This window comes from Nocardioides sp. LHG3406-4 (genome assembly GCF_049897745.1).
Lineage (GTDB): Bacteria > Actinomycetota > Actinomycetes > Propionibacteriales > Nocardioidaceae > Nocardioides.
This window is the reverse complement of record NZ_JAFCWV010000001.1, coordinates 1-23,573: the sequence shown is the minus strand read 5'-3', so window position 1 is coordinate 23,573 and position 23,573 is coordinate 1. Positions and strand designations below refer to the sequence as shown.

Here is a 23,573-nt window from a genome sequence, read left to right as displayed (position 1 = left end):
CATCGGCACGATGCGGGCACTCGACGAGACGCGGGGAGCGGTGCGCGTCGAAGAGGTGTACGACACCGACATCCAAGACCTGTGGGAGGCGTGCACCACGCCGGAGCGCCTTGCCCGATGGATCGCCGACGTGTCCGGCGACCTGCGCGAGGGAGGGACGGTTCACGCCGTCTTCACGAGCACGTGGAGCGGCCCGGCGAAGGTCGAGGTCTGCGATGCCCCGCACCATCTGTTGCTCACGACGGCACCGGGCGCGGACGACGAGTCCCAGATCGAGGTCTGGTTGACCCCGGAGGGGCCTCGGACCAGGCTGGTGGTCGAGGAGCGTGGGCTGCCGGTCGACGCGCTCCATTTCTACGGCGCCGGCTGGCAGGTCCACGTGGAAGACCTCGGACGTTCGATTGCCAGCGACGGCCCCGCACACGTCGGCGGCTGGTCGGAACAGACGCCTGCCTCGGCCTGGCACGCGCGCTGGACCGAGCTCACCCCTGAATACCACGACACGACGATCGGTTGATGTCCGACGGCATCAGGCTGGAGTTCCCGCGTGGGGCGCTGTCAAGGGTTCGACCAGGCGTTCCGCAGCACAGTGACCGCGAGCGACGGGTCGAAGTCGTAGTGCCCGCGGTCGCCGGTGTCCGCGATGAGGCGGGAGGCGAGTGCGTTGAGCTCGTCTTCCGAGACGCCGAGCTGCTGCAGCGTCGTCGGCACCCTCGCAGCTGTCGCTACCCGGTGAAGCATGGCGTCAGGCGCGGCGGTCTGCAGGGCGTTGGCGAAGGTCCTGTAGACCCCGGGTGCGGTCTCGGCGCAGAGTGCGAGGACATGGGGAAGCAGGACGGCGTGGGTCTCGGCGTGCGGCAGGTTGTAAGACCCGCCGAGAAGGTGGCACAGCTTGTGGTGCAGCGACATCGTGGTTGAACCGAGGACGTGACCGGCCAGCCATGCCCCTTGGAGGGCCTGGCTGCGTGCCACGACCATCAACGATCTATGGCCATCCTGTCCGCCGGTCTCAATCGCTCCCGCGACCTCACTGAACGTGGTCACCGAGGCGCACAAGTTGGCGACTGCGCGCGTGGCGATCGCGTCGGAGACGGGTGTCGCATCGCGGGCGTACATGGCCTCCATGGCGTGGGCCAGGGCGTTGAAGCCGCTCGCGACCGATGCCGTCAGCGGCATCGTCTCGGTCAGCGCGACGTCGTAGATGACGACCCGGGGGCGCACGTTCTCGTCGCGGCCGGTGGTCTTCTGGCCATCGGAGGTCTCTCCCCAGACGGGGGTCATCTCCGACCCGGCGTAGGTGGTGGTCGCAGCCGCAATCGGTATCTGCCGCCGCCGCGCCAGCGCCTTCGCCAGTCCAATGACCGAGCCGCCGCCTACGGCCAGCACGGAACCCGCGCCGTTCTCGTCGAACGCATGGAGAGCCCTGTCGATGGCGGTGACAGGCGTGTGCATGGGCGCGCCGACCTGGGTGTGCGCGTGCCGGACTCCGAGTCGCCGAGCAAGTTCATCGACCGGCTCAGCGAGGCGTTCAGTGGTTATCAGGTAGAGGTCGTCGAAGTCTGCCCCGAGAAGCTTCTCGGCCTGCGAGAGCAGATCACGTCCGAAGTGAACGGTCCGGTTCGTCTCGGAGTGGACGAATTCTGCGGTCACCGAGAGGTCCCCGCAGGGGTCTCGAGCGGCGCGAGGACCAGATCCACGTGGGCATGGGTGAACGGTGTGGCGAGCCCGTGGGCTGCGGCGAGGTCAGGATCGTCGCTGGTCTCGAACGTCATCACCAAGGAGTCCTTCACTGCGAAGACGGCATCGGAGTCCAGATAGGGACTGTCGGCGACGAATACGTGGGTGGTCAGGTCCCGGAATCCGGCGGCACCGGCGATGAAGTGCACGTGCGCGGGACGATAGGGGTGCCTGCGAGCCACGGCGAGGATGTCCCCGACAGGGCCGTCGGTGGGGATCGGGTAGTGACTCGGCACCACGGTGCGGAAGTGGAAGTCGCCGTCCTGGTTCGCGCTGAAGAGGCCGCGACCGTTCCCGGCAGGCACCTCGCCGGACTTCTGGACGTCGTAGAAGCCGTCTCCGTCGCACTGCCATACGTCGAGACTTGCGCCGGGCAGTGGCGTCCCGTCTGGTGCTCGGACTGTCCCGGTGATGACACACGGTGTGCCGACTCCGGTGAGGTCCGTGCTGTCGCCGAGCTGACGGACGGGGGAGGCCGTCATGTGGAACGGGCCGAGAACAGTGGAGTCGGTGACGGACTCGACATCGGCGTCGTTGATGGTCTCAGCCAGCATGGAGAGGCCAAGGATGTCGGAGAGCAGGACGAACTCCTGCCGGGTGTCGGAGCAGGCCTGCCCGACCCGGGTGAGGAACTCGACGCCTGCCTGCCACTCCTCGAGCGTCGGTGCGACCTCGCGCATGAACGCATGGGTGTGGCGGACGAGCGCGTCGAGGATGGCCCGGGAGCGTTGGTCGGGCGTCTTCGCGAAGGACGCTCGAACCTGTGCGAGAAGGGACTCCACGTCTGAGGTGTCGATGTGTTCGGCCCGGGACGACGTCGCGGTAGTCATGCGGACAGATCCCTGTCCTCGAAGTGCTCGACGACCGGCGGCTCCGCGAAGAGGCCGCCGATCAGGTCTCCCAGTGCAGCGCCCTGGTCACTGGTCGCGAACCGCTCCAGGTGGTCCTCGATTCGGTCCCAGCCCACCCGGAGCAGGTACAGGTCTCTCACGTCGACAGACTTGTTGATGAGCACCTCGCGACAGCCATGCACGGAGAGCAGAATCTCCCGGGCCTTGGGCGCGGCCTGCTCGAAGGCAGCCTGGTTGTCGGCCGCGACGCGGAGGTAGGCGTGTTCGTAGATCACGGATCGTTCACCTCTTTGAGTTCGGTACTAGTGGGAGTCAGCTGGTCAGAGCTCGAGGAAGGCGCCGCGGTAGAAGACCAACGGCAGGTCAGGAGCCTGTGCCTGCATGGCGCGGACCCGGCCGACGACCTGGACGTGGTCGCCGAGGATGTCGATCTTGTAGCGGCTGCACTCCAGGGCCACGGTGGCCTCGCGCAGCACTGGGTCCCCCGAGGGCGACGGGGTCCAGTCGACGCCGTCGAAGCGGTCGGCGGCCGGCCGGCTGAAGGCGCGGCAGAGGTGCTCGTGGTCCTTGCCCAAGACGTTCACCGTGAACGTGTTCGCCTCATTGAGCTTCAGCCACGTCTTCGACTTCAGGTCGATGAAGAAGTTGACCAGAGGGGGATCGAGCGAGACGGAGCTGAACGAACCCACAGTCAGACCGACCGGGACCCCGCGTGCCATGGCGGTCACGACCACGACGCTGGTGGGCACATGGCTCAGGACGTGTCGCAGGTTGGCTGGGTTGGCAGGGTCCGCGGCGTCGTAGCTCGTCATGGCGTCCTCGCTGGCGGTGCTTCGGGTCAACGTGCTCTGGCTCATGGCATGCCTCACAAGTCCATCGTGAGGTCGTTGTTGCCGAGCAGGAGCTTGCCGTAGACCTCCTTGCCGACCTCCGGGCTGACGTAGGCGTGCCGACCAGCGATCTCCACGTCGCGCCAGATCCGGCTCATCGTGTTGGCGTCGGCGAACGAGCCGGCACCGTTGGCTGTCAACAGGGCGTCGATGCCGTCCTTCACCAGCTCGGCGACCACGCCGGTGTCGTTACGGATGCGGCCTCGGACCTCCATCGTGGGCAGCTGGCCCTCGGCGGCGTTGGCGTCGATGTCCAGGCACGCTTGCTTCGTGAGCAGCTCGGCGATGTGGAACTTCGTCGCGGCGTTGGCGACGCCGATCTGGTGGGTCGGGGAGTTCTTCGCCGCCGTGTAGACCGAGTACGCGACGGGCTTGTCCGGCAGGCTGCTCCGGGTGCGCTCCAGCGCGTGCCGGGCGAGCCCCAGCTGAGGGGCGACCAGGATGAGGGCCGCGACCGGGATGAACGCCATGTGCGAGTTCTGGTCACCGGAGTACGGCGTCAGGAAGTTGGCTTCCCGCATGTCCGGGAAACGCTGCACCATGTGGTCGGGCACGAAGTGGTCCTCGACGACGATCGTGTCAGACCCCGAGCCCTTCATGCCGGTCACGTACCACGTGGGATCGATCGTCCAGGCACTCGCCGGGATGGCCGCCAGCGCTCGTGGGTCCTCCCCTTCGGCGACGTCGATGCCGATTCCCAGCGTCGCCCAGTCTGCGGCGAACGAGCCCGAGCTGTACGGCCACCGGCCAGTGACCAGGTAGCCACCCTCGACCCGCTCGGACTTGCTGCCGGGGGTGAAGATGCCACACACCTTGGCACCTGGGTTGGCGCCGAAGATCTCTTCCTGGGCCTTCTCCGAGAACGTGGTCGCGAACCACGTGCAGACGTTGAGCAGCGAGGTCGCCCACCCGGTCGAGCCGTCCCCGCGCGAGATCTCGGCGAGGACCTGCACGGTGGTCGCCATGTTGGCGCCGTGGCCGCCGTAGCGCTGGGGCACGAACAGGTTCAGAAGGCCTGCGTCCTCGATCGCGGTCATCACCTCGGGGACGACTCGTCGTGCCTCGGAGGTCTCCGCTGCGTGCTCGCGGATCAGCGGAACCAGCGCAGTGGCGCGCGCGACGAGCTCAGTGTCGACGTCGACACCGGCGCCAACCTTCTCGGCCTCCAGGGCGGAGGCCCCCTCCATCAGATCCGTCATTGCGACTCCTTCGTCTGTGAGTGGGTGGCTGTGATTGCCACCACTCACGACGCTAAGTTGGGGTGCCGTGGGTCACTAGCCGGTGTGCGAAGGCGGCTGGACGATTCGCGAGCAGGGCGATCGGTAGGCGTCTGAGACGGAAGAGCCGTGTCGCGGACGATCGAGGGCTGCCGACAGACAGTACGTCGCCGCAGGTCATCGCGGCTTTGAGTCGAATCCGGTGTCCACTGGGTGTGGCGGATAGCATGGGCAGGGCTGGCATCAGTGAGGGATTGTGAGATGGACTGGGATCAGGACGTGGCCTCCCCGGCCGTGCCTGCCCTCCCCTCAGACGGGTCTCTGTCCGGGGTCGTCCGAGAGATCTTCACGGCGACCAACGAGGTCGCCGGGGCCGACTTCGACCAGTTCCGCGACGTACTGAACTCACACTTCTACCCAGCGAGCGTCGAGCCGCTCGATCAGCACCCGGCCTTGGTCGGTCCGGCTCTCTCTGCCCTGCACCTGCGCCACATGACCATCGCTCATGTGCGGTTCGGTGCGGCCGCCCGAGTCGACCCGGGTGACCTCACGGGGTACCACGTCAATGTGCCGCTGCGGGGGATCGTCTTGTCCGGGTGGGGCGATCAGCGCATCTCCGCCTCACCCCGCGAGGCTGCCGTCTTCAGCCCGGGAGCGCACACCATGCTTGCGCGGTGGGAGCCCGACGCCACCCAGCTCTGCATCAAGCTCAACCGCAACGCCGTGGAGACAGAGCTTGCGGGCCTGCTCGGCCACTCTGTCACCCGGCCTATCGAGTTCGACCTCGGATTCCCCCTCGACAGGGGCGCGGGTCTGCGCTGGACCTCGCTCCTCACGACCTTGCTCCAGCATGCTCATGCTGCCCGCGCTGGGCACAAGGGGTCGGTGGTCGAGCTTCTCGAACGCAGCCTGCTCACTGATCTGGTGATGGCACAGCGGCACTCCTACTCCGAGGAGCTCAACGCAGAGGCGCAGACCATCTCCAACCGGGAGGTGGCGCAGGTCGTCGAGCTGGTCCAGCGAGCGCCCGAGTCGCCGTACACGGTTTCCGACCTCGCCCGCGCCGCAGGTGTGTCTGCCAGGTCGCTGCAGGCGTCGTTCCACAAGCACATGGGCGTCAGCCCGATGGCCTATCTACGGCAGGTTCGTCTGGAACGGGCGCATGAGGATCTTCAGCTCGGTCGCGGCCGAGTCTCCGAGGTGGCCTACCACTGGGGGTTCACGAACCTGGGCAGGTTCGCCACCTTGTACCAGGAACGGTTCGGGGAACTCCCCTCCGCAACCATCGCCCGGCTCTGACGTCGTCTGGACGTCGGCCTGATACGCGGGTCGCTCCCCTCCGCAGATCAGGGTGAAGACGCGCAGCACAGTGGATGAGTGCATAGCGAGGTTGGGGTCAATCCGAGCAGAGTCAACGGCCGCCTGCCGCAGTCGTGGAAGGTAAAGGTTTTCCACAGCCGGCGGTCACCCGGTGTCGTCGCGCCCGAGGTTCGCGTAATTTGTGGCCGAACCTCACTCGGGACGGGGACCTCATGACTTTGACGCACGCCGGCGCCGGCCATGGCGCACATGTCGAGCTGATCGAGGAGCTCGACGGGCAGGTGCGCTCGATCGTGCGCAGCGAGGGCGTCGACCCTCAGCGGGAGGCCCATCTCGTCCGCCGTATCGCCGAACGCGTGGTGCGCGACCACGACGAGCGGTCGCTGACCGGCGCGGTGGCGCCGGTGCCCGACGGCGACGCGGTGGTGGGCGAGCTCGTCGCCCGGGTGGCGGGGTTCGGTCCGCTGCAGCCGTTCCTCGACGACCCGAGCGTCGAGGAGGTCTGGATCAACGACCCGAGCCGGGTCTTCGTGGCTCGCAACGGCCGCCACGAGCTGACCAACCTGGTGCTCTCTCCGGCGCTGGTCCGCGAGCTGGTCGAGCGGATGCTCAAGACGAGCGGACGCCGCATCGACATCAGCCAGCCCTTCGTCGACGCCATGCTCCCCGAGGGCCACCGGCTGCACGTCGTACTCGAAGGCATCAGCCGTGGCTTCTCCGCCGTCAACATCCGCAAGTTCCGGCTCCAGGCCGCCCAGCTCAACCAGCTGGTGGAGCTGGGCAGCCTGACCCCGTCCGCGGCTGCGTTCCTCGAGGCCTGCGTGCGCGCCGGGCTCAACATCCTCGTCGCCGGCGGCACACAGGCGGGCAAGACCACGATGCTCAACTGCCTCGCCGCCGCCATCCCGGGCGGCGACCGGGTGATCAGTGCCGAGGAGGTCTTCGAGCTCCGCTTCCCGCATCCCGACTGGGTGCCGATGCAGACCCGGCAGGCCGGCCTGGAGGGCACTGGTGAGGTGGCGCTGCGCGACCTGGTCAAGGAAGCCCTGCGCATGCGGCCGAGCCGCGTGATCGTCGGCGAGGTGCGCGCCGAGGAGTGCCTCGACCTTCTGCTCGCGCTCAACGCCGGCCTCCCCGGGATGTGCACCCTGCACGCCAACAGCGCCCGGGAGGCACTGGTCAAGATGTGCACGCTGCCGCTGCTGGCCGGCGAGAACATCTCGGCCCGTTTCGTGGTGCCGACGGTCGCCGCGTCGGTCGACATCGTCGTGCACCTGGGCATCGACACCACCGGCGTACGCCGTACCAACGAGATCGTCGCGGTTCCGGGCCGGGTCGAGGGCGACACCATCGAGATCGAGTCGATCTTCACCCGCACGCACGGCGAGCTTCGATGGGCCGGCGGCATGCCGCATCGGCTCGAGAGGTTCGAGCGGCTCGGCATCGACGTCCACCGGATCCTGGAGGGTGGCCGCTGATGGGTGCACTGGTGGGGCTGGGCTTCGGCATCGGCGCCCTGCTGATCTGGTCGGCGTTCTTCCTGCCGCGCCAGCCCAAGGCGCCCGACCGGCGCGGAGGCCGCACGGAACAGCTGCTGGCCCGAGCCGGTCTCGGCGACGTCTCGCCGACGAGCCTGACAGCGCTCTGCGCGGTGCTGGCCGTGATCGCCTTCGTCGTCGTGCAGGCGGTGACCCGGGCAGCACCGGTCGCCCTGTGCTTCGCGCTGATGGCCGGCTACCTGCCCGTCGGCGTGCTCAAGGCGCGGGCGCGCAAGCGCCAGGCCGAGTTCGCCGAGGTCTGGCCCGATGCGGTCGACAACCTCGCGTCCGGCGTCCGGGCCGGCCTGTCGCTGCCCGAGGCGGTGTCTGCGCTGGCGACCAACGGCCCCGAGCCACTGCGGCCCGACTTCGACCAGTTCGCGCTCGACTACCAGGTGTCCGGCCGCTTCGACGAGTCGCTCGAGCGGCTCAAGCAGCGTCTCGCCGATCCGGTCGGCGACCGGGTCATCGAAGGCCTCCGCATCGCCCGGGAGGTGGGCGGCGGTGAGCTCGGCCGGCTCCTGCGCAACCTGTCGGTCTATCTGCGTGACGAGGCTCGCACCCGCTCCGAGCTCGAGTCGCGGCAGGCCTGGACCGTCAACGGCGCGCGGCTCGCGGTCGCCGCCCCGTGGGTGGTGTTGCTGTTCATGTTGTTCCAGGGCGACGTCATCCGTCGCTATGCGACTGTCGGGGGTGCGTTGGTGCTCGGCATCGGCGGCGTGATCTGCGTGGTCGCCTACACGATCATGATGCGCATCGGCCGGTTGCCGGTGGAGCAGAGGATCCTGCGGTGACGCCCGCGTTCTGGGGGGTGGTCGTCGGCGGCTCCTTCGCCGGTGGTCTGCTGCTGGTCGCCTCCCGGGTGCTGGTCATCCGCCGTACCCAGCTCGCCATCCGGGTCCTGCCCTACGTGCGCGACCTGCCGCAGGTCGGCCGGGTGCCCGCACTGCGCGTCGTGTCGTCCTCGCCGTCCGCAGCCGTCGCCGGCGTCTTCGGCCCCGTCATCAGGTCGGCCGCCGACCTGGTCGAGAAGGTCCTGGGCGGTGCCCGGTCGATCGAGCGGCGGCTCCAGCGTGCTCGCATCGACAAGACCGTGCACGAGTTCCGCATCGAACAGGTCGTCTGGGGACTGGTGGGCTTCGGCGTCGGCGCCGCCTACGGCCTGCTCAAGGTGCTCGGCGGCGGGATCAACCCGGTGCTCGCGCTGGTCATCTGCGGACTCGGCTTCGCCGCGGGCGTCATCGCTCGCGACAACCGGCTGTCGAGCCAGGCCACCGGCCGCGAGCGCCAGATCGTCGCCGAGTTCCCCACGGTAGCCGAGCTCCTGGCCCTGGCCGTGGCAGCGGGGGAGAGCCCGGTCGCCGCCTTGGACCGCGTCGTACGCCGCAGCAACGGCGAGCTCTCGGCCGACCTCGCCGACGTGTTGGCCAAGGTGCGCACCGGTGAGCCGGTGAGCACGGCCTTCGACGGGCTCGCCGCCTCCACCGGGCTGCCGCTCGTGGCCAGGTTCGCCAGCGGGGTCGCTGTAGCCGTCGAACGCGGCACCCCGCTGGCCGACGTGCTGCACGCCCAGGCAGCCGACGTGCGCGAGGCCGGCCGTCGCGAGCTGATCGAGACCGGCGCGCGCAAGGAGGTCTTCATGATGGCGCCGGTGGTCTTCCTGGTGCTGCCCATCACCATCGTCTTCGCGTTCTATCCCGGCGCCATCGGCCTCAGCCTGACCACACCGTGAACCACCGACCGGACACCTAGGGGGAACCATGAACGACCTCACCGCCGCCCTGCTGCGCGGCTATCTCTGTCTCCACGCGGCCGTCACCGCGCCGCGCGAGCGAGACGAGCGAGGTGACGTGCCGGGCTGGGTGATGATCACGGTCATGACGGCGGCGATCGTCGCCGGCCTGATCACCGTCGCGGGCCCGCAGCTCAAGGAGATGCTCGTCAACGCGCTGAACTCCGTGAAGTAGTCGTGGGGCATCGCGCTCGCTCAGGAGAGCGCGGATCGGCGGTCGTCGACTTCGTCTTCGTCCTGATCCTGCTGCTGCCGCTCTTCCTGGGCGTACTCCAGGTGGCGCTGGTGATGCACGTCCGCAACACCCTGGCCTCCGCGGCAGCCGAGGGCGCGCGGTACGCCGCGACGTGGGGCGCGACGGAGGCGGCTGGGCATCAGAGGACTCGGGAGCAGATCGAGGGAGCCGTGTCCGGAAAGTTCGCCGAGGACATCAGCATCGAGAGAGTCGACATCGGCGGCGCACCCGCCTATCGGGTGACCATCAGGGCCGAGGTGCCGGCTCTCGGGCTCGGTGGGCCCGGCGTGCGGCTCAGCGTGTCCGGCAACGCGATCATCGAGCAAGGTCCGGAGGGCGGCTCATGACGCGCCGACGGCGGGACGAGCGAGGCAGTGGACTGGTCGAGTTCGTGTGGCTCGGGATCATCCTGATCGTTCCGCTGCTCTGGATCGTCCTCTCGGTGTTCGAGGTGCAGCGTGGTGCCTTCGCGGTCAGCGCCGCGGCCCGCGCCGCCGGGCGCGCCTACGCGCTGGCGCCCAACGATCAGGAGGGCAGGGCACGCGCACAGGCAGTGGCCGACCTGACGCTGAAGGACCAGGGATCTCCGGGGATGGTCGCAAAGGTCGTCTCCTCGTGTGACCCAGGTCCGCCGTGCCACCAGGGCACGTCGGTGGTCACCGTCACGGTCACCTCGGGCGTGGACCTCCCCCTCCTGCCCGAGATCATCGGTGGCGACCGACCGAGCTTCGCTCTCTCGGCCACGCATCGGGTGCCGATCGGTCAGTACGTCCAGTCCGGGACCGCGAGTGGGGAGGAGGACCAAGATGGCGAACCGAAACCCACCGACGAACCGGACGAGACTCCCTGACGAACGCGGCTCCACCATCCCCCTCATCGTGGGCTTCGCGATGGTGCTCATGATGGGCATCGCGGTCGTCGTGGACGCCTCCGCCGCCTACCTCCAGCGCCAGGGCCTCGACACCCTGGCGGACGGCGCGGCCCTCCGCGGTGCCGATCTCGGGTCCGTCGGCACTTACGAGCACGGCATCCCAGCCGACCGCCTCGACCAGATCGAGAGCCAGGTCGACCGCGCGGTGGCGGCGTACCTGAGAGACTCCGGCGCCTTTCTCAAGTATCCCGGCATGACTCACCGCTCCCACGTCGATGAGGTCGCGGCCAAGGTCACTGTGCAGCTCACCGCACCGCTGGAGCTCCCGCTCACCATCCCCGGCTCTCCCGACCAGCCCCAGATCGGCGCCACCGGCACCGCCGCCGTCACGGTCCTGCGCTGATCGCAACGGCGGACTTGAAGCTCTGCGCCTGCTGGCCACAGGAGCCCACCCGGGCGGGGAGGGACCCCGCCCGGGTGGCGTTGGTGGAGCCTGGCTCAGGGGGTGACCAACGACCCCTTGGCATCAGGCTTCGACGAGTCGAACTTGTAGTTCTCCCGGAACTCATTCCAGCCCGGGCCCCGTGTGGCGAGCGGGCCCCAGCCGGTGGAGCGGAAGCGGTTGTTGATCGCGCGGACGTTGCCGTACGTTCCGCCGGCCGTCTCGATGTACAGGTTGTAGCCCTGTCCTTCGAAGTAGTTGCCGGTCAACGTCACGTTGTAGATCGCGATCCACGTCGGCTGGATGAACAATCCGCCGGTGGTGTTGCCACCCGAGGCGTCGAGACGGTTGTCGACGAACTTCACCGTGCGGGTGTCGCCCGCGTTCTTGCGGAAGTCGCGGATGGTCGCGGCCTCGTTGTGTGAGTCGCCCGAGGAGCGCAGGCCGGTCACGTAGTTCTTCTCGGCCAGTGCGTTGTGCACCGTGCCCGTCTCGAAGAAGCAGATGCCCGAGCCCATGCCGTGCATGTAGTTGCGCTGCAGGGTCCCGACGCCGAGGAACGCGCACGAACGAGCGATCGACGACGCGGGCATAGCACTGGCGTCGATCTCGGAGTCACGGATGATGACGTTTCCGACGGCGCTGGCCGAGCAGCTGGACCCGCAGACGGTCGTGGTGACCAGGAAGCTGTTGTGGTATCCGACACTGGTCGGCCGCATGCACGACTGGTCGACGATGATGTCGCCGTTCGAGAGGTCGAGAGGCACGGTCACCCGCACGCGCGTGAGGCGCGCGCCCCTGGCGGGCTTGGCCGGCCCGGTGTACGCCGGGAGGCTCGAGCACGAAAGGCCGTGCGGAGCGAGCCCGACGTTGGAAGCGTTGAGCTGCCAGCCGCGGAGGCCGTCAGCCGGCGGCGGGGGAGCCGGCGCCGGAGTCGGACTGGGGGTCGGCGTGGGGGCCGGAGTCGGGGCCGGAGTCGGGGTCGGAGACGGAGCTGGGGTGGGAGGCGGCGTGGGCGTCGGGGTCGGGGCAGGGGCCGGGTGGCCCTCCAGCGCATCCACGCGACCTTCCAGCGCCGCCACTCGTGCTTGGAGGTCGTCCTCGTTCGTGAGGGACGATCCAGGGGCGTCGCCACCGGGACTTGCCTGCGCCGGGGCGAGGATCGCCAGTGCTGCCACGATCACGGCGATCAGCGAGAGCAGGTAGCCCCGCTTGGCGCTCTGGCGCGCCGGGCCGGTGGGCTGAGACACCGACCCTCTCTTCATGTTGCTGCGCTCGTTCGATGTGCTGCTGGTGCTAGGGCCCTCGTTCAGGCCATCACGATGTCTGTCGTGCATATGGGGGAGGTTTCCTCTGTGTCAGAGACCAGATGACGGCGCGAGACAGCGACCCGGAGGCCTTGCGGAGGAAATGAGAAATCCCGGCTCGGGTTGCGAACGTTCCGCCACCGAAGTCCGGGGTAGCGCCACGATTGTGGCGCCACCACACGACCACAGCGTTCCGCGAAATGACAAACCGAGCGTCCGCCACCTGATTCGGGGATGTGTAATCAGCGAGAGCCTGATATACGCGTGCGCGGGGTATGTCGTCGACGTCGCGTCCTCGTCCGTGGAAATTGGCGGGCGCGGACTGCCTCGGAGACGGCTACGCTGAGAAGTCAGGCGCGACGCCCGAGCGCCCGAGCTCCGTGGACGGAGGCCGCGTCATCGGTCTCGACGAGCAGGACCCGCGACTCCCGTGCGACGATCGCGCATGGGCGCTTTCGAACGTCGCCCACTTGCTGTGCTCCTACGTGCGCCGCAGCGTCGGCTGGCTGCGCCGGCCGTATCGGGCAGCTTCGGCGAGCCCCTGGGCCAAGCGCTCAGCGATCGCTCGAGTGCCAGGTGGCGACCTCGTGGCCGTCGTATCCGTCACCGACCCCTCGGCGCGTGCACGTCGTCCCTACGCCCAGCCCAGCGGCACCCGCCTCGATGTGGCCGTGGAGGTCATCGAGGGTCGCCTCCCACTCTCCCACCGCGGGGACGACTCATGACGACTGCCCGGGCGCACCCGAGAGAGGACAGTCAGCCATGATCTCCATCGAACGACTCACCGACGTATTCGTCGAGGTTGCCGACACTCTGGTCGACGACTTCGATGTCATCGACTTCCTCCATCACCTCACCGGGCACGCCGCGTCCATCAGCGGTTCCGACGCGGTGGGCCTTCTCCTGGCCGACGTTGACGGCCAGTTGCAGTGCGTCGCCTCATCCAACGAGTCCGGCAGGATGCTCGAGCTCTTGCAACTGCAGGCCCATGAAGGCCCATGTCTGGACTGCTACCTCAGCCGAGCACCCGTCGTCAACGCCGACCTCACCTCAGCTGGCGATCGCTGGCCGGTGTTCGCCCCGGCCGCGATCGCCGCCGGGTTTCACTCGGTGCACGCCTTCCCCATGCGGCTGCGTGATCGGGCTATCGGCGCACTCAACCTGTTCGGCCGCGCAGGGGTCCAGTTCACCCCCGAGGAGGTGCGGGTCGTACAGTCGCTCGCCGACATCGCGACGATCGCCCTCCTCCAGGAGCGCGACCTCAGGCGAGCCGAAGCCGTGACTGAGCAGCTCCAAGGGGCGCTGAACAGCCGGATCGTGATCGAGCAGGCCAAGGGTGCCGTCGCCCAATTGGAGGGCACGAGCCCCTCTGAGGCTTTCCAGCTCCTCCGCTCCCGGGCACGCGCGTCCCGCCGCCGGCTCGCCGACGTCGCAGCAGAGGTGTTGCAGCGCATCGAACGGCACCGCGACAGCGACCGGCCGCCGTAACAAGGTGAGTTCGGCGCGGCGACACAGGCGCTTGCATCGTTCTGGGGCTTCGGCCAGCGTGTCTGGCCGGCGAGGCGGCCTCCGTGCCGCGGCCATCAGGCCGACAGAAGGTTGATCCTTCCCGAAGATGACAAACTTTTGTCATCTTCGGTCACAATGGAGGCATGCGCGACGACCTTGTTGACCTGCTTCGAACGATCGATTCCGCCGTTTTGGGCGAACGGATCCGAACCGCGCGCCTGCGCGCAGGGCTGACCCAGTCCCAGGTGGCCGGTGATGCGGTCTCCGTCGGCTACGTCTCCCGGATCGAGAGTGGGCAGCGCCGTCCGGACACCGGTCTGATGGCCGTGATCGCTGATCGGCTCGCCGTCACCGTCGACGAGCTGCTGCTGGGTGTCGCGCCCGATCGCATCGCCGAGCTCCGGCTCCAGCTTGACCACGCGGAGCTGGCGCTCGCCACGGGCTCGCCTGATGAGACGCTCGAGATCGTCGGCCGGATCCTGGTGGACCCGGCGGTCGAGGACCTCGCCGAGCTGCGTCGCAGCGCCGGCTACGTCCGCGCGAGCGCGCTTGAGGCGACCGGCGACCTGCAGGAGGCGATCCTCGTGCTCGAGGACCTGGCCGAGGCGTCGCCGCCGGACCTGGACTGGATCGACGGCCTGACCGCACTGAGCCGCTGCTACCGGGAGTCGGGCGAGCTCGGGCGCGCGATCGAGGTCGGAACTCAGGGAACCCGCCACATCGAGGAGTACGAGCTGGACGGGCTCGACGAGGCGATCCGGCTCAGCCTCACCGTCGCCGCTGCCTACTACGAGCAGGGCGACGCGGCGTACGCCGCGCGCCTGTGCCAGCGCGCGATCGACCGCGCGGAGGCGGTGGCGTCACCGGTGGCCAAGGCCATGGCGTACTGGAACAGCTCGGTCATCGAGTCCATGCGCGGCAACGCCTCCGCCGCACTGCCGATGACCCGCCGTGCCCTGGCCGTCATCGAGGCCACTGAGGACGCGCGCAACATCGCGCGGCTTCGCACCCATTTGGGCATCCTGCAGCTGCGGCTCGACCCGCCCGAGCCCCAGGAGGCCCTCGAGCTTCTGACACACGCTGCTGACGAGCTGGCCTTCACCGGTGCCGGGCCGGCAGACCTGGCTGACAACCGGATCGCGCAGGCACGTGCGCGCTTCCTGCTCGGCGACGTGGACGGCGCTCGTCGCCAGGCCAGTGAGACCGCGACCGTAGTTCGCTCCAGCATGCCGATCCTTGCGGCTGACGCGTTCGCGCTGCTCGGTCAGATCGCGGTGCACGAGGACGCGCTTGACACTGCTCGCAGCCATTTCCAGGAGGCGGTGTTGCTTCTCAGCGGCATGGGTGCTGACCGGGCGGCTGCCCAGCTGTGGTTCGAGCTGGCCGGGCTCCTCGAGAGCGTGAGTGAACCTGCGGCCGCACTCGACGCCTACCGACGGGCAGCAGCGGCGACCGGGCTGGTGGCTCCTTCGTCGCGCCGCATGACTCCGGCGACGACGCGCTGAGACAACGAGTCGTCAGCAGCACCAGCGGTTTGCGGAGACCGTAGTCGGGGCGTCCGGCGTCGCGGCGGTGACCGCTCCACCGATGCCGAGCAGGGACAGGGTTGCGACGACTCCGACGAGGATCCTGCGCGTGGGGCTCATGATGTTTCCTTTCTGGCCCCCGGCATCGGGGGAAATTTGGCTGTGACAAGAATCTGTCACATTTTGGCAAGGCATGTGGCAGGATAGCGGCATAACGCGTTCGAGGCATGAATGCACAGCCGACCCCCCCATTTGGCGGTGCTTGCCCCAGACGCGGCACAGAGAAACCGCATCGACCCCGCTGGAGAGCCCACCCCCCCGGATCTCTAGCGGGGTCGAGCGCTGTCCGGGCGTCTGCAGACGTGAAGCTGGGCTCTCAGCAACGCTCCGGACGCCGGTTGCCGCCCTGTCCGCGTGGGTGGCGCTACCGACGGGCGAGGGTCGAATACCACGCAGTGAGAGGCCTGTGCCCCGGCTGGTCTAGTCCGGCGACGACGCGGGGCGGCGGATCGACGCCGTACTCGAGCGTGGTCGCGGTGATTCCGAGCACGCGCCACCATGAGTACAAACGAGCGTTTGTGATAGCCTCACCGGCATGTCCTCCTCGAGCCCCGCAGCGGCCGATCCCGATCTCGACCAGGCGCTGCGTGCGCTGGCGGACGCCAACCGCCGAGCCATCCTTGCCGTGGTGCGCGCGGGTCCGCGGCCCGTGGGGCAGATCGCCGAGGAGGTGGGGCTGTCCCAGCAGACGGCGTCCCATCACCTCGGCGTGCTGCGCGCTGCGGGACTGGCCCGCAGCACGCGCGAGGGAACCCGACACCTGTTCGCGGTGGACACCGACGGTCTGATGGCGGTGCGGTCGTACCTGGATGAGTTCTGGCCGGCGAAGCTCGCTGCCCTCAAGACCGCGATCGAAGCCCAGGACGGACGGCGCGATGGCTGAGTTCGCCACGTCGATCGACATCGACGCCGAGCCGGGCGTCGTATTCGACTATCTGGTGACCGAGGCCGGTCTGACGGCATGGATGGGACAGCATGCCGTCCTGGATGCGCGTCCGGGTGGCGGGTTCGCGGTCGACATCGCCGGGCACGCGGTCCGTGGCGAGTACCTGGAGGTTGAACGGCCGCATCGGGTGGTCGTCTCCTGGGGTGTGGTCGGCAGCGCGGATCTTCCACCGGGCGCCTCCACTGTCGAGTTCACCCTCGTCCCGATCCGGCACGGCACCCGGGTCGAGCTGACCCATGCCGACCTGCCGGACGCCAAGCTCGACGGTCACGCCGACGGCTGGACACACTTCTTGATGCGTCTGCGCTGCACGACCCGTGAAGGCGGCGCCGGTCACGACGACTGGGTGCCCCTCGAAGACCGAGCCGACCACCGAACACCATCGTGAAGGAGCACTCCATGACGCAGACAACCGGTTCGACCTCGCTCGACACGGTGCGGGAGTACCACCGCGCCTGGACCGGCGGCGACATCGATCAGGCCATGACCCTCGTGGCCGATGACGTCGTGTGTCATGCACCCGGGGGCGACCTGGTGGGCAAGGCGGCCTACCGCGGCTTCCTCGCCGGTTTCGCTCCCAAGCTCATCGGCTTGAGTGACGCGGTGAGCTTCGCGGACGACGACCGGGTGGCGTTGTTCTACTACCCGCACACGGCGGTGACGACCACCGCGCCCGCCGCGGAGTACTTCACCCTCCGTGAGGGAGTCATCACGGAGAGCGTGCTCGTCTTCGACCGCCTGTCCTTCGCCCCACCGCAGCACCAGTAGGCGACGGGGTCGTGAAGGGTGCCGGGCCGTGCGCCGCACTCTTTCGACACGTCACCCAGCCCCGCCGTACTGTTGCCCCTTGTGGCAGCCACCGACTTCGACGCAGAGATCAAGACGCTTCAGGCGACCATGAAGACCATCGGTCAGGTCCTGGACCTCGACGCCATGCGCGCCGAGATCGCCGACCTCGGCGAGCAGGTTGCCGCCCCTGACCTGTGGGACAACCAGGACAACGCCACCCGCGTCACCGGGCGTCTCTCGATGCTGCAGGGCGAGCTCGACCGGTTCCTCAGCCTCGACGGCCGCATCGAGGACCTCGCCCTCATGGTCGAGATGGCCACCGAGGAGGGCGACGCCGGCACGCTCGAGGACTCCGAGAAGGAGCTCCTGCGGATCAAGAAGTCCGTCGAGTCGCTCGAGATCCGTACCCTGCTCAACGGCGAGTACGACGTCCGCGAGGCGCTGGTGAGCATCCGGGCGGGAGCCGGGGGAGTGGATGCCGCCGACTTCGCCGAGATGCTGATGCGGATGTACACGCGCTGGGCCGAGCAGCACAGCTACCCCGTCGAGGTCTACGAGACGTCGTACGCCGAGGAGGCGGGCCTCAAGTCCGCGACGTTCGCGATCCACGCGCCCTACGCCTACGGCACGCTCTCGGTCGAGGCCGGAACGCACCGCCTGGTGCGGATCAGCCCCTTCGACAACCAGGGCCGCCGGCAGACCAGCTTCGCGGCGGTCGAGGTGGTGCCGGTGCTGGAGCAGACCGACGAGATCGACATCCCCGACGAGGAGATCCGCGTCGACGTCTACCGCTCCGGCGGTCCGGGCGGGCAGTCGGTCAACACCACCGACTCCGCGGTGCGACTGACCCACATCCCCACCGGCACCGTCGTCTCCTGCCAGAACGAGAAGAGCCAGCTGCAGAACAAGGCCAGCGCCATGGTGGTCCTCAAGGCCAAGCTGCTCGCGCTCAAGAAGGCCGAGGAGAAGGCCCACCTCGACGGGCTGCGCGGCGACGTCCAGGCATCGTGGGGCGACCAGATGCGCAACTACGTGCTGAACCCCTACCAGATCGTCAAGGACCTGCGCACCGGCTACGAGAGCGGCAACCCCAGCGCGGTCTTCGACGGCGACATCGACCCCTTCCTCGAGGCGGGCATCCGCTGGCGCCGGGGCGCGGAGAAGGCCGAGTCCAACTAGGCAGACCGCCGCGGTCCGCTCGACGCTGCTGGCGCCTCAGGGCGTTGCTCCGTGCCTCAGTGTCCGCAGTGCCCTAGGGTCTGGTGACGAACGTCACACCCTCGGAGGTATGCGTGGATCCCACACCGATCGCCCCGGCGTACGGCGCCGGAATCCTGCTCGCCATCGCTGCGGTCGCGGTCCTGGTGCTGCTCTTCCTCATCATCCGCTTGAGGATGCACGCGTTCGTCGCGCTGGTCCTCGTCAGCGTGCTCACTGCGCTGGCGACGCAGATCCCGCTCTCCGATGTCGCCTTCGTGACGACGTACTTCTTCGGGAAGACGCTCGGCACCGTCGCGCTGCTCGTCGGGCTCGGGGCGATGATCGGGCGGCTGCTGGAGGTGACCGGCGGCGCCCAGGTGCTCGCCGACACACTCATCAACGCCTTCGGCGAGAAGCGGGCGCCCTTCGCGCTCGGCGTCGCCGCGCTGCTCTTCGGCTTCCCGATCTTCTTCGACGCCGGTCTGGTGGTCTTCCTGCCGATCATCTTCTCCGTCGCCAAGCGGTTCGGCGGCTCGGTGCTCATCTACGCGCTGCCGGCGGCCGGTGCCTTTGCGGCCATGCACGCGATCGTGCCGCCGCACCCCGGCCCGGTCACCGCGGCCGCAGAGCTGGACGCCAGCATCGGCCTCACCCTCCTGATCGGCACGCCGGTCGCGGTCATCTCCTGGTATGTCGGCGTCTTCCTCTTCACGCGCTACTACGGCGGCAAGATCGACGTGCCGATCGACGACAGCCTTCTCACCGGTCGCAAGGCGGGGGAGGAGGAGAAGGCGGACGAGCGCCCCGGCCCGCTCCCCAGCTTCGGGCTGGTCCTCTTCGTCCTCCTGCTGCCCCTGCTGCTGATCGCCTTCAACACCGTGCTCACCACGCTCGTGCAGGGCGGCACCCTGGAGGAGGCCACCTGGATCGACGCGCTGGTCTTCATCGGCCAGACCCCCATCGCGCTGCTGATCACCCTGCTCTTCGCGACGTACGCGCTCGGCACCAAGGGCCGCTCGGCCGCCCAGGTCGAGACGATCCTCAACGACGCCCTCGGGCCGATCTGCGCGATCATCCTCATCACCGGCGCCGGCGGCATGTTCGGCGGCGTGCTCCGACACAGCGGCATCGGCGAGGCGCTGTCGGACTCGCTGGCCGACCTCGGGCTGCCCCTGATCATCTCGGCGTTCTTCATCGCGACCCTGCTCCGCGTTGCTCAGGGTTCGGCGACCGTCGCCCTCACCACGACGGCCGGTCTGCTCAGTGCCGGTGCTGCGTCCGCCGACCTGTCGTCGATCGACCTGGTCGCCATGGTGCTGGCGATCGCGGCCGGCGCCACGGTCCTCTCGCACGTCAACGACTCCGGCTTCTGGCTGGTCAGCAGGTTCTTCGGGATGGACGTGAAGACCACGCTGCGGACCTGGACGCTGATGGAGACCACGCTGGGCCTGACGATCTTCATGCTGTCACTCATCCTCTGGTACGCCACGCCATGAGCGCGGGGGCGCAGCCGGTCCGGCACCTGGTCTTCATGGGTGTCTCCGGCTCGGGGAAGTCGACGGCGGCGCAAGCCGTCAACGAGCGCCTGGGATGGGCGTTCGCCGAAGGCGACGACTTCCACCCCCAGGCCAACATCGACAAGATGGCTGCCGGCCGGCCGCTCAACGACGAGGACCGCTGGCCCTGGCTGGAGTCGCTGGCCGCGTGGACCCGTGAGCACGATCGCGCCGGTCGCTCGACGATCGTGGCCTGCTCGGCGCTGCGCCGCGCCTACCGCGACATCCTGCGCACCGGTGGGGAGCACACCTACTTCGTCCACCTGCACGGCGACAAGGGGCTGATGCTGCAGCGCATGGGGTCGCGGGAGCACTTCATGCCGCCGTCGTTGCTGGAGTCGCAGCTCGACACGCTCGAGCCGCTGCAGCCCGACGAGTCGGGCATGGTCGCCGACATCGCGGACCCGCCCGAGCTGATCGCCGGTCAGGTGCTGCTTCGGCTCGGACTGGCCTGACCGCCGCTCGGCCGCTGCCGGCTCGGCGATCACGTCGACTGCTGCTCTAGCCGGGACCGGAGGAGGACCGCCGCAGGACCACTCGAGGACCGTCCGGGGACCGTCGGAGGACCGGAATCACTCGAACCCCATCTGTTTCACCCGGTGCGCGACGCACGCTGTGCGCGAATGGTTGTCCGGGGCTGTCCCGGGCTCTCTGTCCGCTCTCCCAGGAGAATTCTCATGACGACCTCGGCGCACCCCGCGGGACCACCTCAACCGTCGGCAACCACGGCTCGGGGCTCGTCGCTTGCCCGCCGTATTCTGCTCGGCCTACTCACCTTGATCCTCGGAGTCGGCGTACTCGCCCTTGGCGCCAGCGGACCGGCCTCAGCTGCACCCGTCTATGAGCTGGACGGCCAGTGGGAGCCCGGGACTCCAGGTCAGCCCGGAGTGCCGGACCCGTTCGCCGGAAAGGGCGACGTGGTCACCGCAGTGTGGCGACTCAACGTCAACAGCGACCTCCCGGCACCGACCAACGAGCTGGTCGACAACGTCCATGCCACGGTCACGCTGGAGAACGGCCACTTCACCCAGCTGCCCTCGGTGTGTCTGACCGGCGGTGCGTTCACGCCGCAGTCGAGCCTGTCCGCGGACAAGAGGACACTGGTGTGCAACCTCGGCTCGATGCGCGAAGGCACCGCTGCGGTGCTGCAGACCGCGATCGTGGTGGACGGTCCGACCGGGTCGAACGTCGTGGCGACCGGTTCCTTCAACGGGCTCACGGTGCCGCTGCCGGAGATCCCGATCCAGAACGGCTTCGGCATGGACATGAGGTGGGAGACCGCGTCGAGCGCCCAGGCCTCCGCCACGCCTGGCAACTCGCAGTACTTCGACTTCGAGTGGACGCTGTTCCTGGAGAACGGCAGTGACGACGGCCCCGACCAGGTGACGTACGACCTCACCATCACCTCACCGCAGGGTCAGCCGCTCGAGCTCGGCCAGCGCGAGCCCGCAGCGCCGTACAACCAGCCGTGTACGCCGTTCACAACCGGGGTGGCCGCGGGACACCCCTACACCGTCGGCGTCGGTGCCGCGAACCAGCAGGCTCCCTTCGTTGACCAGTGTCTGCTGACCCAGACCGGTCCGACGACCTTCCGCATGACGCTGACGGGGATCGACTACTCCCGGGCGCAGGCACCTACCCGCGACTCCGCCGGTCAGCCGCTGCCGGTCGACCGCACTGCTGTCGCGACCGGGTCGATCTGGCTGAAGGCAGGCCCGCTCGCCCAGAACATCTCGGTGACGTTGGACTCCGACGAGCCGGTCTACACCGCGACCACCGGACTCACCGACCAGGACGACGCGGCCAACAACGTCTCGTCCCGGGCGGTCGTGCTGCCTGGCACCTGGTCGCACTCATACGGTCGCCCGCGTGGCGGGTCGCCGTGGGACAACAGCTACACCGAGCCGGCCGGAGCGACGATCATCTCCTCCAGCAACATCACGATCGGCGCCCAGAACCCTCCGCCCGGAACGACCATGGGGTTGTGTGTGCCGCTGGACACCCAGTTCGTCACCTACGACCATGTCGCGCTCTACGGCACGAACAGCTCGGGGAGTGCCTATCTGCCCGGCTACGGCACCTACGCCTACTACGTCGGCAACGACCCCCTCATGACCCCCGGAAGCGGCAGCTACAACCCCGACGCGTTCACCGACTGTGGAGGCTCCGTGGGGTGGACCAACGTCGAGCCGGCCGACAAGAGCCTGGTCAAGGGCGTCCGTTGGACCGCACCGGCCGACGGCGCGGACAGCCGCAACATCTTCATGCAGACCTTCACCACCATCAACCCCACGACCTCGATCGGTCAGGACGTCTGGACGTTCGGCTCCTACATGATCAACGGCTTCTGGGACTACAGCCCCCACGACACCAGCCCCGCTGGCTCCAGCGTCTTCGACATCACACCAACGCCTGGTTCCCGCTACCCCTACACCACTGGTGGACGCGACAAGGTCCGCGTGATCGGGGCCTACCCGGCGGTCCAGAAGACCGTCGACCGCGGCGTCGTACGCCCTGGGGAATCGGTGAGCTATACCCTCACCTACTCCGCCAACGGCTCGGGCGTCGCCGCCACGGTGGATGACTACACGATCGTCGACCACCTGCCGATCGGCATGACCTACACCGCTGGATCCGCCAACCCCGAGCCGACGATCACCACCGACGCCGGCGACGGTCACCAGGTCCTCACGTGGAATCTCGACGGGGTGACCACCAACGTCCAGCACCCGCTGACCTACCAGGCGGTCCCCGGCGGCAGTGTCACCCCGGGTCAGGCGCTGACGAACGTCGTCACCGCCTCGCTGGGCACGGAGACCTCAGGTCCAGCGTCGGCGCAGGTGACGGTCGAGACGAACGGGTTCACCCAGATCTCGAAGACGACCGACACGCCGTTCATCCCGAACCTGGATGGTTCGGGTAAGGGTGAGGGGTCGTGGACGGTGACGGTGCGGTCGGTCGACCCGTTGCCGCAGGCGTACACGGACGTGATCGACATCCTTCCGTACAAGGGTGACCGGCGCGGAACGGACTTTGCGGGGAGCTACGCACTCGCACAGGTGGAGGTGCTCGACGGGCAGACGGTCTACTACACCGCCGCCGACCCGGCGACGCTGTCGGACGACCCGAACGCGGCGGCCAACGGCGGTGCGAACACACCCTCGGCGCTGTGGTCGACGACCAAGCCGGCGAAGCCGACGGCGGTCCGGGTGATCGGTCCGGCGCTGGCGCCGGGTGCGACCCAGCAGTTCCGGGTGCACATCGCGACCGACGGGGCCAAGGGCGGCAACCGGTACGTGAACCGTGCGCAGGGTCGTGCGGAGCACACCCGGTTGGTGATGCGGACCTCGGCGCCGATGTCGGTGGCGGCGTTCTACTCGGCGAACCTGAAGAAGTTCGTGCAGGACGCGCAGGGTGTGTGGCGTGACGCGAACGATGTGGCGGACTACCCGGCGTTCAAGCTGGGTGACACGGTGAACTACCGGATCGTGATCACGAACACCGGGCAGGGCACGTTGAGGAACCTGAACATCAAGGACGACAAGTTCTCTCAGGGGTCGTTCCACGTGGACACGTTGGCGCCGGGTCAGTCCCAGAGCCACGAGTTCTCCTCGGTGATCCCCGGCGATGCGACGGGCACGTTGGTGAACACCGCGTGTGCGACCGCGGACACCCCGGCGGATGCTGCTCCGGTCAAGCCGACGATCAACTGTGACCCGGCCGGTCGGGAGATCACCAACTATGTGACCCGCAAGGACTCCGACCCGCTGCCGGGGACCCCGTTGCA

Annotated in this window: 26 protein-coding genes; 19 read left to right on the top strand and 7 right to left on the bottom strand. The window is 68.5% G+C overall.

The genetic code is table 11. The annotated features are described in order from the left end of the window. Window positions 1-10: 10 nt before the first annotated feature. On the top strand, window positions 11-517 hold the full coding sequence (locus tag ACP7BP_RS00130) for an SRPBCC domain-containing protein (RefSeq protein WP_426241332.1): 507 nt from the start codon (window positions 11-13) through the stop codon (window positions 515-517). A gap of 41 nt (window positions 518-558) precedes the next feature. Here ACP7BP_RS00130 and ACP7BP_RS00125 read toward each other — a convergent pair whose 3' ends face one another. The 5 genes from ACP7BP_RS00125 to ACP7BP_RS00105 are packed head-to-tail and all read right to left on the bottom strand — an operon-like array spanning window position 559 to window position 4,677. After that, window positions 559-1,650, bottom strand: coding sequence for an iron-containing alcohol dehydrogenase (locus tag ACP7BP_RS00125; RefSeq protein ID WP_426241330.1), 1,092 nt, complete (start codon window positions 1,648-1,650; stop codon window positions 559-561). Continuing rightward, on the bottom strand, window positions 1,647-2,567 hold the full coding sequence (locus tag ACP7BP_RS00120; protein WP_426241329.1) for a dioxygenase: 921 nt from the start codon (window positions 2,565-2,567) through the stop codon (window positions 1,647-1,649). The genes ACP7BP_RS00125 and ACP7BP_RS00120 overlap by 4 nt, the downstream gene beginning before the upstream one ends. Then, entirely contained in the window at window positions 2,564-2,863 is a 300-nt protein-coding gene (locus tag ACP7BP_RS00115; protein ID WP_426241327.1) for an antibiotic biosynthesis monooxygenase family protein, read from the bottom strand. The genes ACP7BP_RS00120 and ACP7BP_RS00115 overlap by 4 nt, the downstream gene beginning before the upstream one ends. 45 nt (window positions 2,864-2,908) lie before the next feature. Continuing rightward, entirely contained in the window at window positions 2,909-3,445 is a 537-nt protein-coding gene (locus tag ACP7BP_RS00110) for a flavin reductase family protein (protein WP_426241326.1), read from the bottom strand. Window positions 3,446-3,453: 8 nt separating this feature from the next. Then, window positions 3,454-4,677, bottom strand: coding sequence for an acyl-CoA dehydrogenase family protein (locus ACP7BP_RS00105; protein ID WP_426241325.1), 1,224 nt, complete (start codon window positions 4,675-4,677; stop codon window positions 3,454-3,456). Window positions 4,678-4,956: 279 nt separating this feature from the next. On the opposite strand from ACP7BP_RS00105, the gene ACP7BP_RS00100 reads away from it, so the two are divergent. From ACP7BP_RS00100 to ACP7BP_RS00065, 8 genes are all read left to right on the top strand, one after another. After that, complete coding sequence (locus ACP7BP_RS00100; RefSeq protein WP_426241323.1) at window positions 4,957-5,994, top strand: AraC family transcriptional regulator; 1,038 nt, start codon at window positions 4,957-4,959, stop codon at window positions 5,992-5,994. Window positions 5,995-6,227: 233 nt separating this feature from the next. After that, window positions 6,228-7,493 (top strand): CpaF family protein, encoded by a 1,266-nt coding sequence (locus ACP7BP_RS00095; RefSeq protein ID WP_426241321.1) that lies wholly within the window; start codon window positions 6,228-6,230, stop codon window positions 7,491-7,493. Beyond that, window positions 7,493-8,347, top strand: a complete 855-nt coding sequence (locus tag ACP7BP_RS00090) for a type II secretion system F family protein (protein ID WP_426241319.1) — start codon at window positions 7,493-7,495, stop codon at window positions 8,345-8,347. Before ACP7BP_RS00095 ends, ACP7BP_RS00090 begins: the two co-directional genes overlap by 1 nt. Continuing rightward, window positions 8,344-9,285 (top strand): type II secretion system F family protein, encoded by a 942-nt coding sequence (locus ACP7BP_RS00085; protein WP_426241317.1) that lies wholly within the window; start codon window positions 8,344-8,346, stop codon window positions 9,283-9,285. Before ACP7BP_RS00090 ends, ACP7BP_RS00085 begins: the two co-directional genes overlap by 4 nt. A gap of 28 nt (window positions 9,286-9,313) precedes the next feature. Next, window positions 9,314-9,520, top strand: a complete 207-nt coding sequence (locus ACP7BP_RS00080) for a hypothetical protein (RefSeq protein WP_426241316.1) — start codon at window positions 9,314-9,316, stop codon at window positions 9,518-9,520. Between the two features lie 2 nt (window positions 9,521-9,522). Further along, complete coding sequence (locus tag ACP7BP_RS00075; RefSeq protein WP_426241314.1) at window positions 9,523-9,927, top strand: TadE/TadG family type IV pilus assembly protein; 405 nt, start codon at window positions 9,523-9,525, stop codon at window positions 9,925-9,927. Next, window positions 9,924-10,430 (top strand): TadE/TadG family type IV pilus assembly protein, encoded by a 507-nt coding sequence (locus ACP7BP_RS00070; protein WP_426241313.1) that lies wholly within the window; start codon window positions 9,924-9,926, stop codon window positions 10,428-10,430. The genes ACP7BP_RS00075 and ACP7BP_RS00070 overlap by 4 nt, the downstream gene beginning before the upstream one ends. Further along, complete coding sequence (locus ACP7BP_RS00065) at window positions 10,387-10,854, top strand: Tad domain-containing protein (RefSeq protein WP_426241311.1); 468 nt, start codon at window positions 10,387-10,389, stop codon at window positions 10,852-10,854. The genes ACP7BP_RS00070 and ACP7BP_RS00065 overlap by 44 nt, the downstream gene beginning before the upstream one ends. Before the next feature lie 95 nt (window positions 10,855-10,949). Here the strand turns inward: ACP7BP_RS00065 and ACP7BP_RS00060 are convergent, their stop codons facing one another. Continuing rightward, window positions 10,950-12,143 (bottom strand): hypothetical protein, encoded by a 1,194-nt coding sequence (locus tag ACP7BP_RS00060; protein WP_426241309.1) that lies wholly within the window; start codon window positions 12,141-12,143, stop codon window positions 10,950-10,952. A gap of 644 nt (window positions 12,144-12,787) precedes the next feature. Here ACP7BP_RS00060 and ACP7BP_RS00055 point away from each other — a divergent pair. The 3 genes from ACP7BP_RS00055 to ACP7BP_RS00045 all read left to right on the top strand — a co-directional run bounded on the left by ACP7BP_RS00055 (window position 12,788) and on the right by ACP7BP_RS00045 (window position 15,214). Further along, complete coding sequence (locus ACP7BP_RS00055) at window positions 12,788-12,925, top strand: hypothetical protein (RefSeq protein ID WP_426241308.1); 138 nt, start codon at window positions 12,788-12,790, stop codon at window positions 12,923-12,925. Window positions 12,926-12,962: 37 nt separating this feature from the next. After that, a complete protein-coding gene (locus tag ACP7BP_RS00050; RefSeq protein ID WP_426241306.1) occupies window positions 12,963-13,688 on the top strand; it encodes an ANTAR domain-containing protein in 726 nt (241 codons plus the stop codon). A 164-nt stretch (window positions 13,689-13,852) separates the two neighbouring features. Then, a complete protein-coding gene (locus tag ACP7BP_RS00045; protein ID WP_426241304.1) occupies window positions 13,853-15,214 on the top strand; it encodes a helix-turn-helix domain-containing protein in 1,362 nt (453 codons plus the stop codon). A 12-nt stretch (window positions 15,215-15,226) separates the two neighbouring features. Here ACP7BP_RS00045 and ACP7BP_RS00040 read toward each other — a convergent pair whose 3' ends face one another. Continuing rightward, window positions 15,227-15,355: a hypothetical protein gene (locus ACP7BP_RS00040; protein ID WP_426241302.1), complete on the bottom strand. Its 129-nt coding sequence runs from the start codon at window positions 15,353-15,355 to the stop codon at window positions 15,227-15,229. Window positions 15,356-15,830: 475 nt separating this feature from the next. Here ACP7BP_RS00040 and ACP7BP_RS00035 point away from each other — a divergent pair, with 475 nt between their 5' ends. The 7 genes from ACP7BP_RS00035 to ACP7BP_RS00005 form a co-directional block, all read left to right on the top strand. After that, window positions 15,831-16,178, top strand: a complete 348-nt coding sequence (locus tag ACP7BP_RS00035; RefSeq protein ID WP_426241300.1) for an ArsR/SmtB family transcription factor — start codon at window positions 15,831-15,833, stop codon at window positions 16,176-16,178. Continuing rightward, the gene (locus ACP7BP_RS00030) at window positions 16,171-16,629 is read left to right on the top strand and encodes an SRPBCC family protein (RefSeq protein ID WP_426241298.1); all 459 of its coding nucleotides are present in this window, start codon (window positions 16,171-16,173) and stop codon (window positions 16,627-16,629) included. Before ACP7BP_RS00035 ends, ACP7BP_RS00030 begins: the two co-directional genes overlap by 8 nt. Before the next feature lie 11 nt (window positions 16,630-16,640). Continuing rightward, window positions 16,641-17,009: a nuclear transport factor 2 family protein gene (locus ACP7BP_RS00025; protein WP_426241296.1), complete on the top strand. Its 369-nt coding sequence runs from the start codon at window positions 16,641-16,643 to the stop codon at window positions 17,007-17,009. Window positions 17,010-17,090: 81 nt separating this feature from the next. Beyond that, window positions 17,091-18,209: a peptide chain release factor 2 gene (prfB, locus tag ACP7BP_RS00020; protein ID WP_426241294.1), complete on the top strand. Its 1,119-nt coding sequence runs from the start codon at window positions 17,091-17,093 to the stop codon at window positions 18,207-18,209. Between the two features lie 113 nt (window positions 18,210-18,322). Continuing rightward, window positions 18,323-19,726: a GntP family permease gene (locus ACP7BP_RS00015; RefSeq protein WP_426241292.1), complete on the top strand. Its 1,404-nt coding sequence runs from the start codon at window positions 18,323-18,325 to the stop codon at window positions 19,724-19,726. Then, complete coding sequence (locus tag ACP7BP_RS00010) at window positions 19,723-20,241, top strand: gluconokinase (RefSeq protein ID WP_426241291.1); 519 nt, start codon at window positions 19,723-19,725, stop codon at window positions 20,239-20,241. Before ACP7BP_RS00015 ends, ACP7BP_RS00010 begins: the two co-directional genes overlap by 4 nt. 321 nt (window positions 20,242-20,562) lie before the next feature. Next, window positions 20,563-23,573 (top strand): DUF7507 domain-containing protein (locus tag ACP7BP_RS00005; protein WP_426241289.1); only part of this gene is annotated, 3,011 nt, incomplete at its 3' end.

Bases quoted from the DNA above. Each gene is read 5' to 3' on its own strand.
- ACP7BP_RS00040 (WP_426241302.1), bottom strand. From the start codon at position 15,355: ATGAGCCCCACGCGCAGGATCCTCGTCGGAGTCGTCGCAACCCTGTCC.
- ACP7BP_RS00065 (WP_426241311.1), top strand. From the start codon at position 10,387: ATGGCGAACCGAAACCCACCGACGAACCGGACGAGACTCCCTGACGAA.
- ACP7BP_RS00050 (WP_426241306.1), top strand. From the start codon at position 12,963: ATGATCTCCATCGAACGACTCACCGACGTATTCGTCGAGGTTGCCGAC.
- ACP7BP_RS00035 (WP_426241300.1), top strand. From the start codon at position 15,831: ATGTCCTCCTCGAGCCCCGCAGCGGCCGATCCCGATCTCGACCAGGCG.
- ACP7BP_RS00070 (WP_426241313.1), top strand. From the start codon at position 9,924: ATGACGCGCCGACGGCGGGACGAGCGAGGCAGTGGACTGGTCGAGTTC.
- ACP7BP_RS00045 (WP_426241304.1), top strand. From the start codon at position 13,853: ATGCGCGACGACCTTGTTGACCTGCTTCGAACGATCGATTCCGCCGTT.
- ACP7BP_RS00030 (WP_426241298.1), top strand. From the start codon at position 16,171: ATGGCTGAGTTCGCCACGTCGATCGACATCGACGCCGAGCCGGGCGTC.
- ACP7BP_RS00080 (WP_426241316.1), top strand. From the start codon at position 9,314: ATGAACGACCTCACCGCCGCCCTGCTGCGCGGCTATCTCTGTCTCCAC.
- ACP7BP_RS00110 (WP_426241326.1), bottom strand. From the start codon at position 3,445: ATGAGCCAGAGCACGTTGACCCGAAGCACCGCCAGCGAGGACGCCATG.
- ACP7BP_RS00095 (WP_426241321.1), top strand. From the start codon at position 6,228: ATGACTTTGACGCACGCCGGCGCCGGCCATGGCGCACATGTCGAGCTG.
- ACP7BP_RS00105 (WP_426241325.1), bottom strand. From the start codon at position 4,677: ATGACGGATCTGATGGAGGGGGCCTCCGCCCTGGAGGCCGAGAAGGTT.
- ACP7BP_RS00025 (WP_426241296.1), top strand. From the start codon at position 16,641: ATGACGCAGACAACCGGTTCGACCTCGCTCGACACGGTGCGGGAGTAC.
- ACP7BP_RS00100 (WP_426241323.1), top strand. From the start codon at position 4,957: ATGGACTGGGATCAGGACGTGGCCTCCCCGGCCGTGCCTGCCCTCCCC.
- ACP7BP_RS00090 (WP_426241319.1), top strand. From the start codon at position 7,493: ATGGGTGCACTGGTGGGGCTGGGCTTCGGCATCGGCGCCCTGCTGATC.
- ACP7BP_RS00010 (WP_426241291.1), top strand. From the start codon at position 19,723: ATGAGCGCGGGGGCGCAGCCGGTCCGGCACCTGGTCTTCATGGGTGTC.
- ACP7BP_RS00130 (WP_426241332.1), top strand. From the start codon at position 11: ATGCGGGCACTCGACGAGACGCGGGGAGCGGTGCGCGTCGAAGAGGTG.
- ACP7BP_RS00120 (WP_426241329.1), bottom strand. From the start codon at position 2,567: ATGACTACCGCGACGTCGTCCCGGGCCGAACACATCGACACCTCAGAC.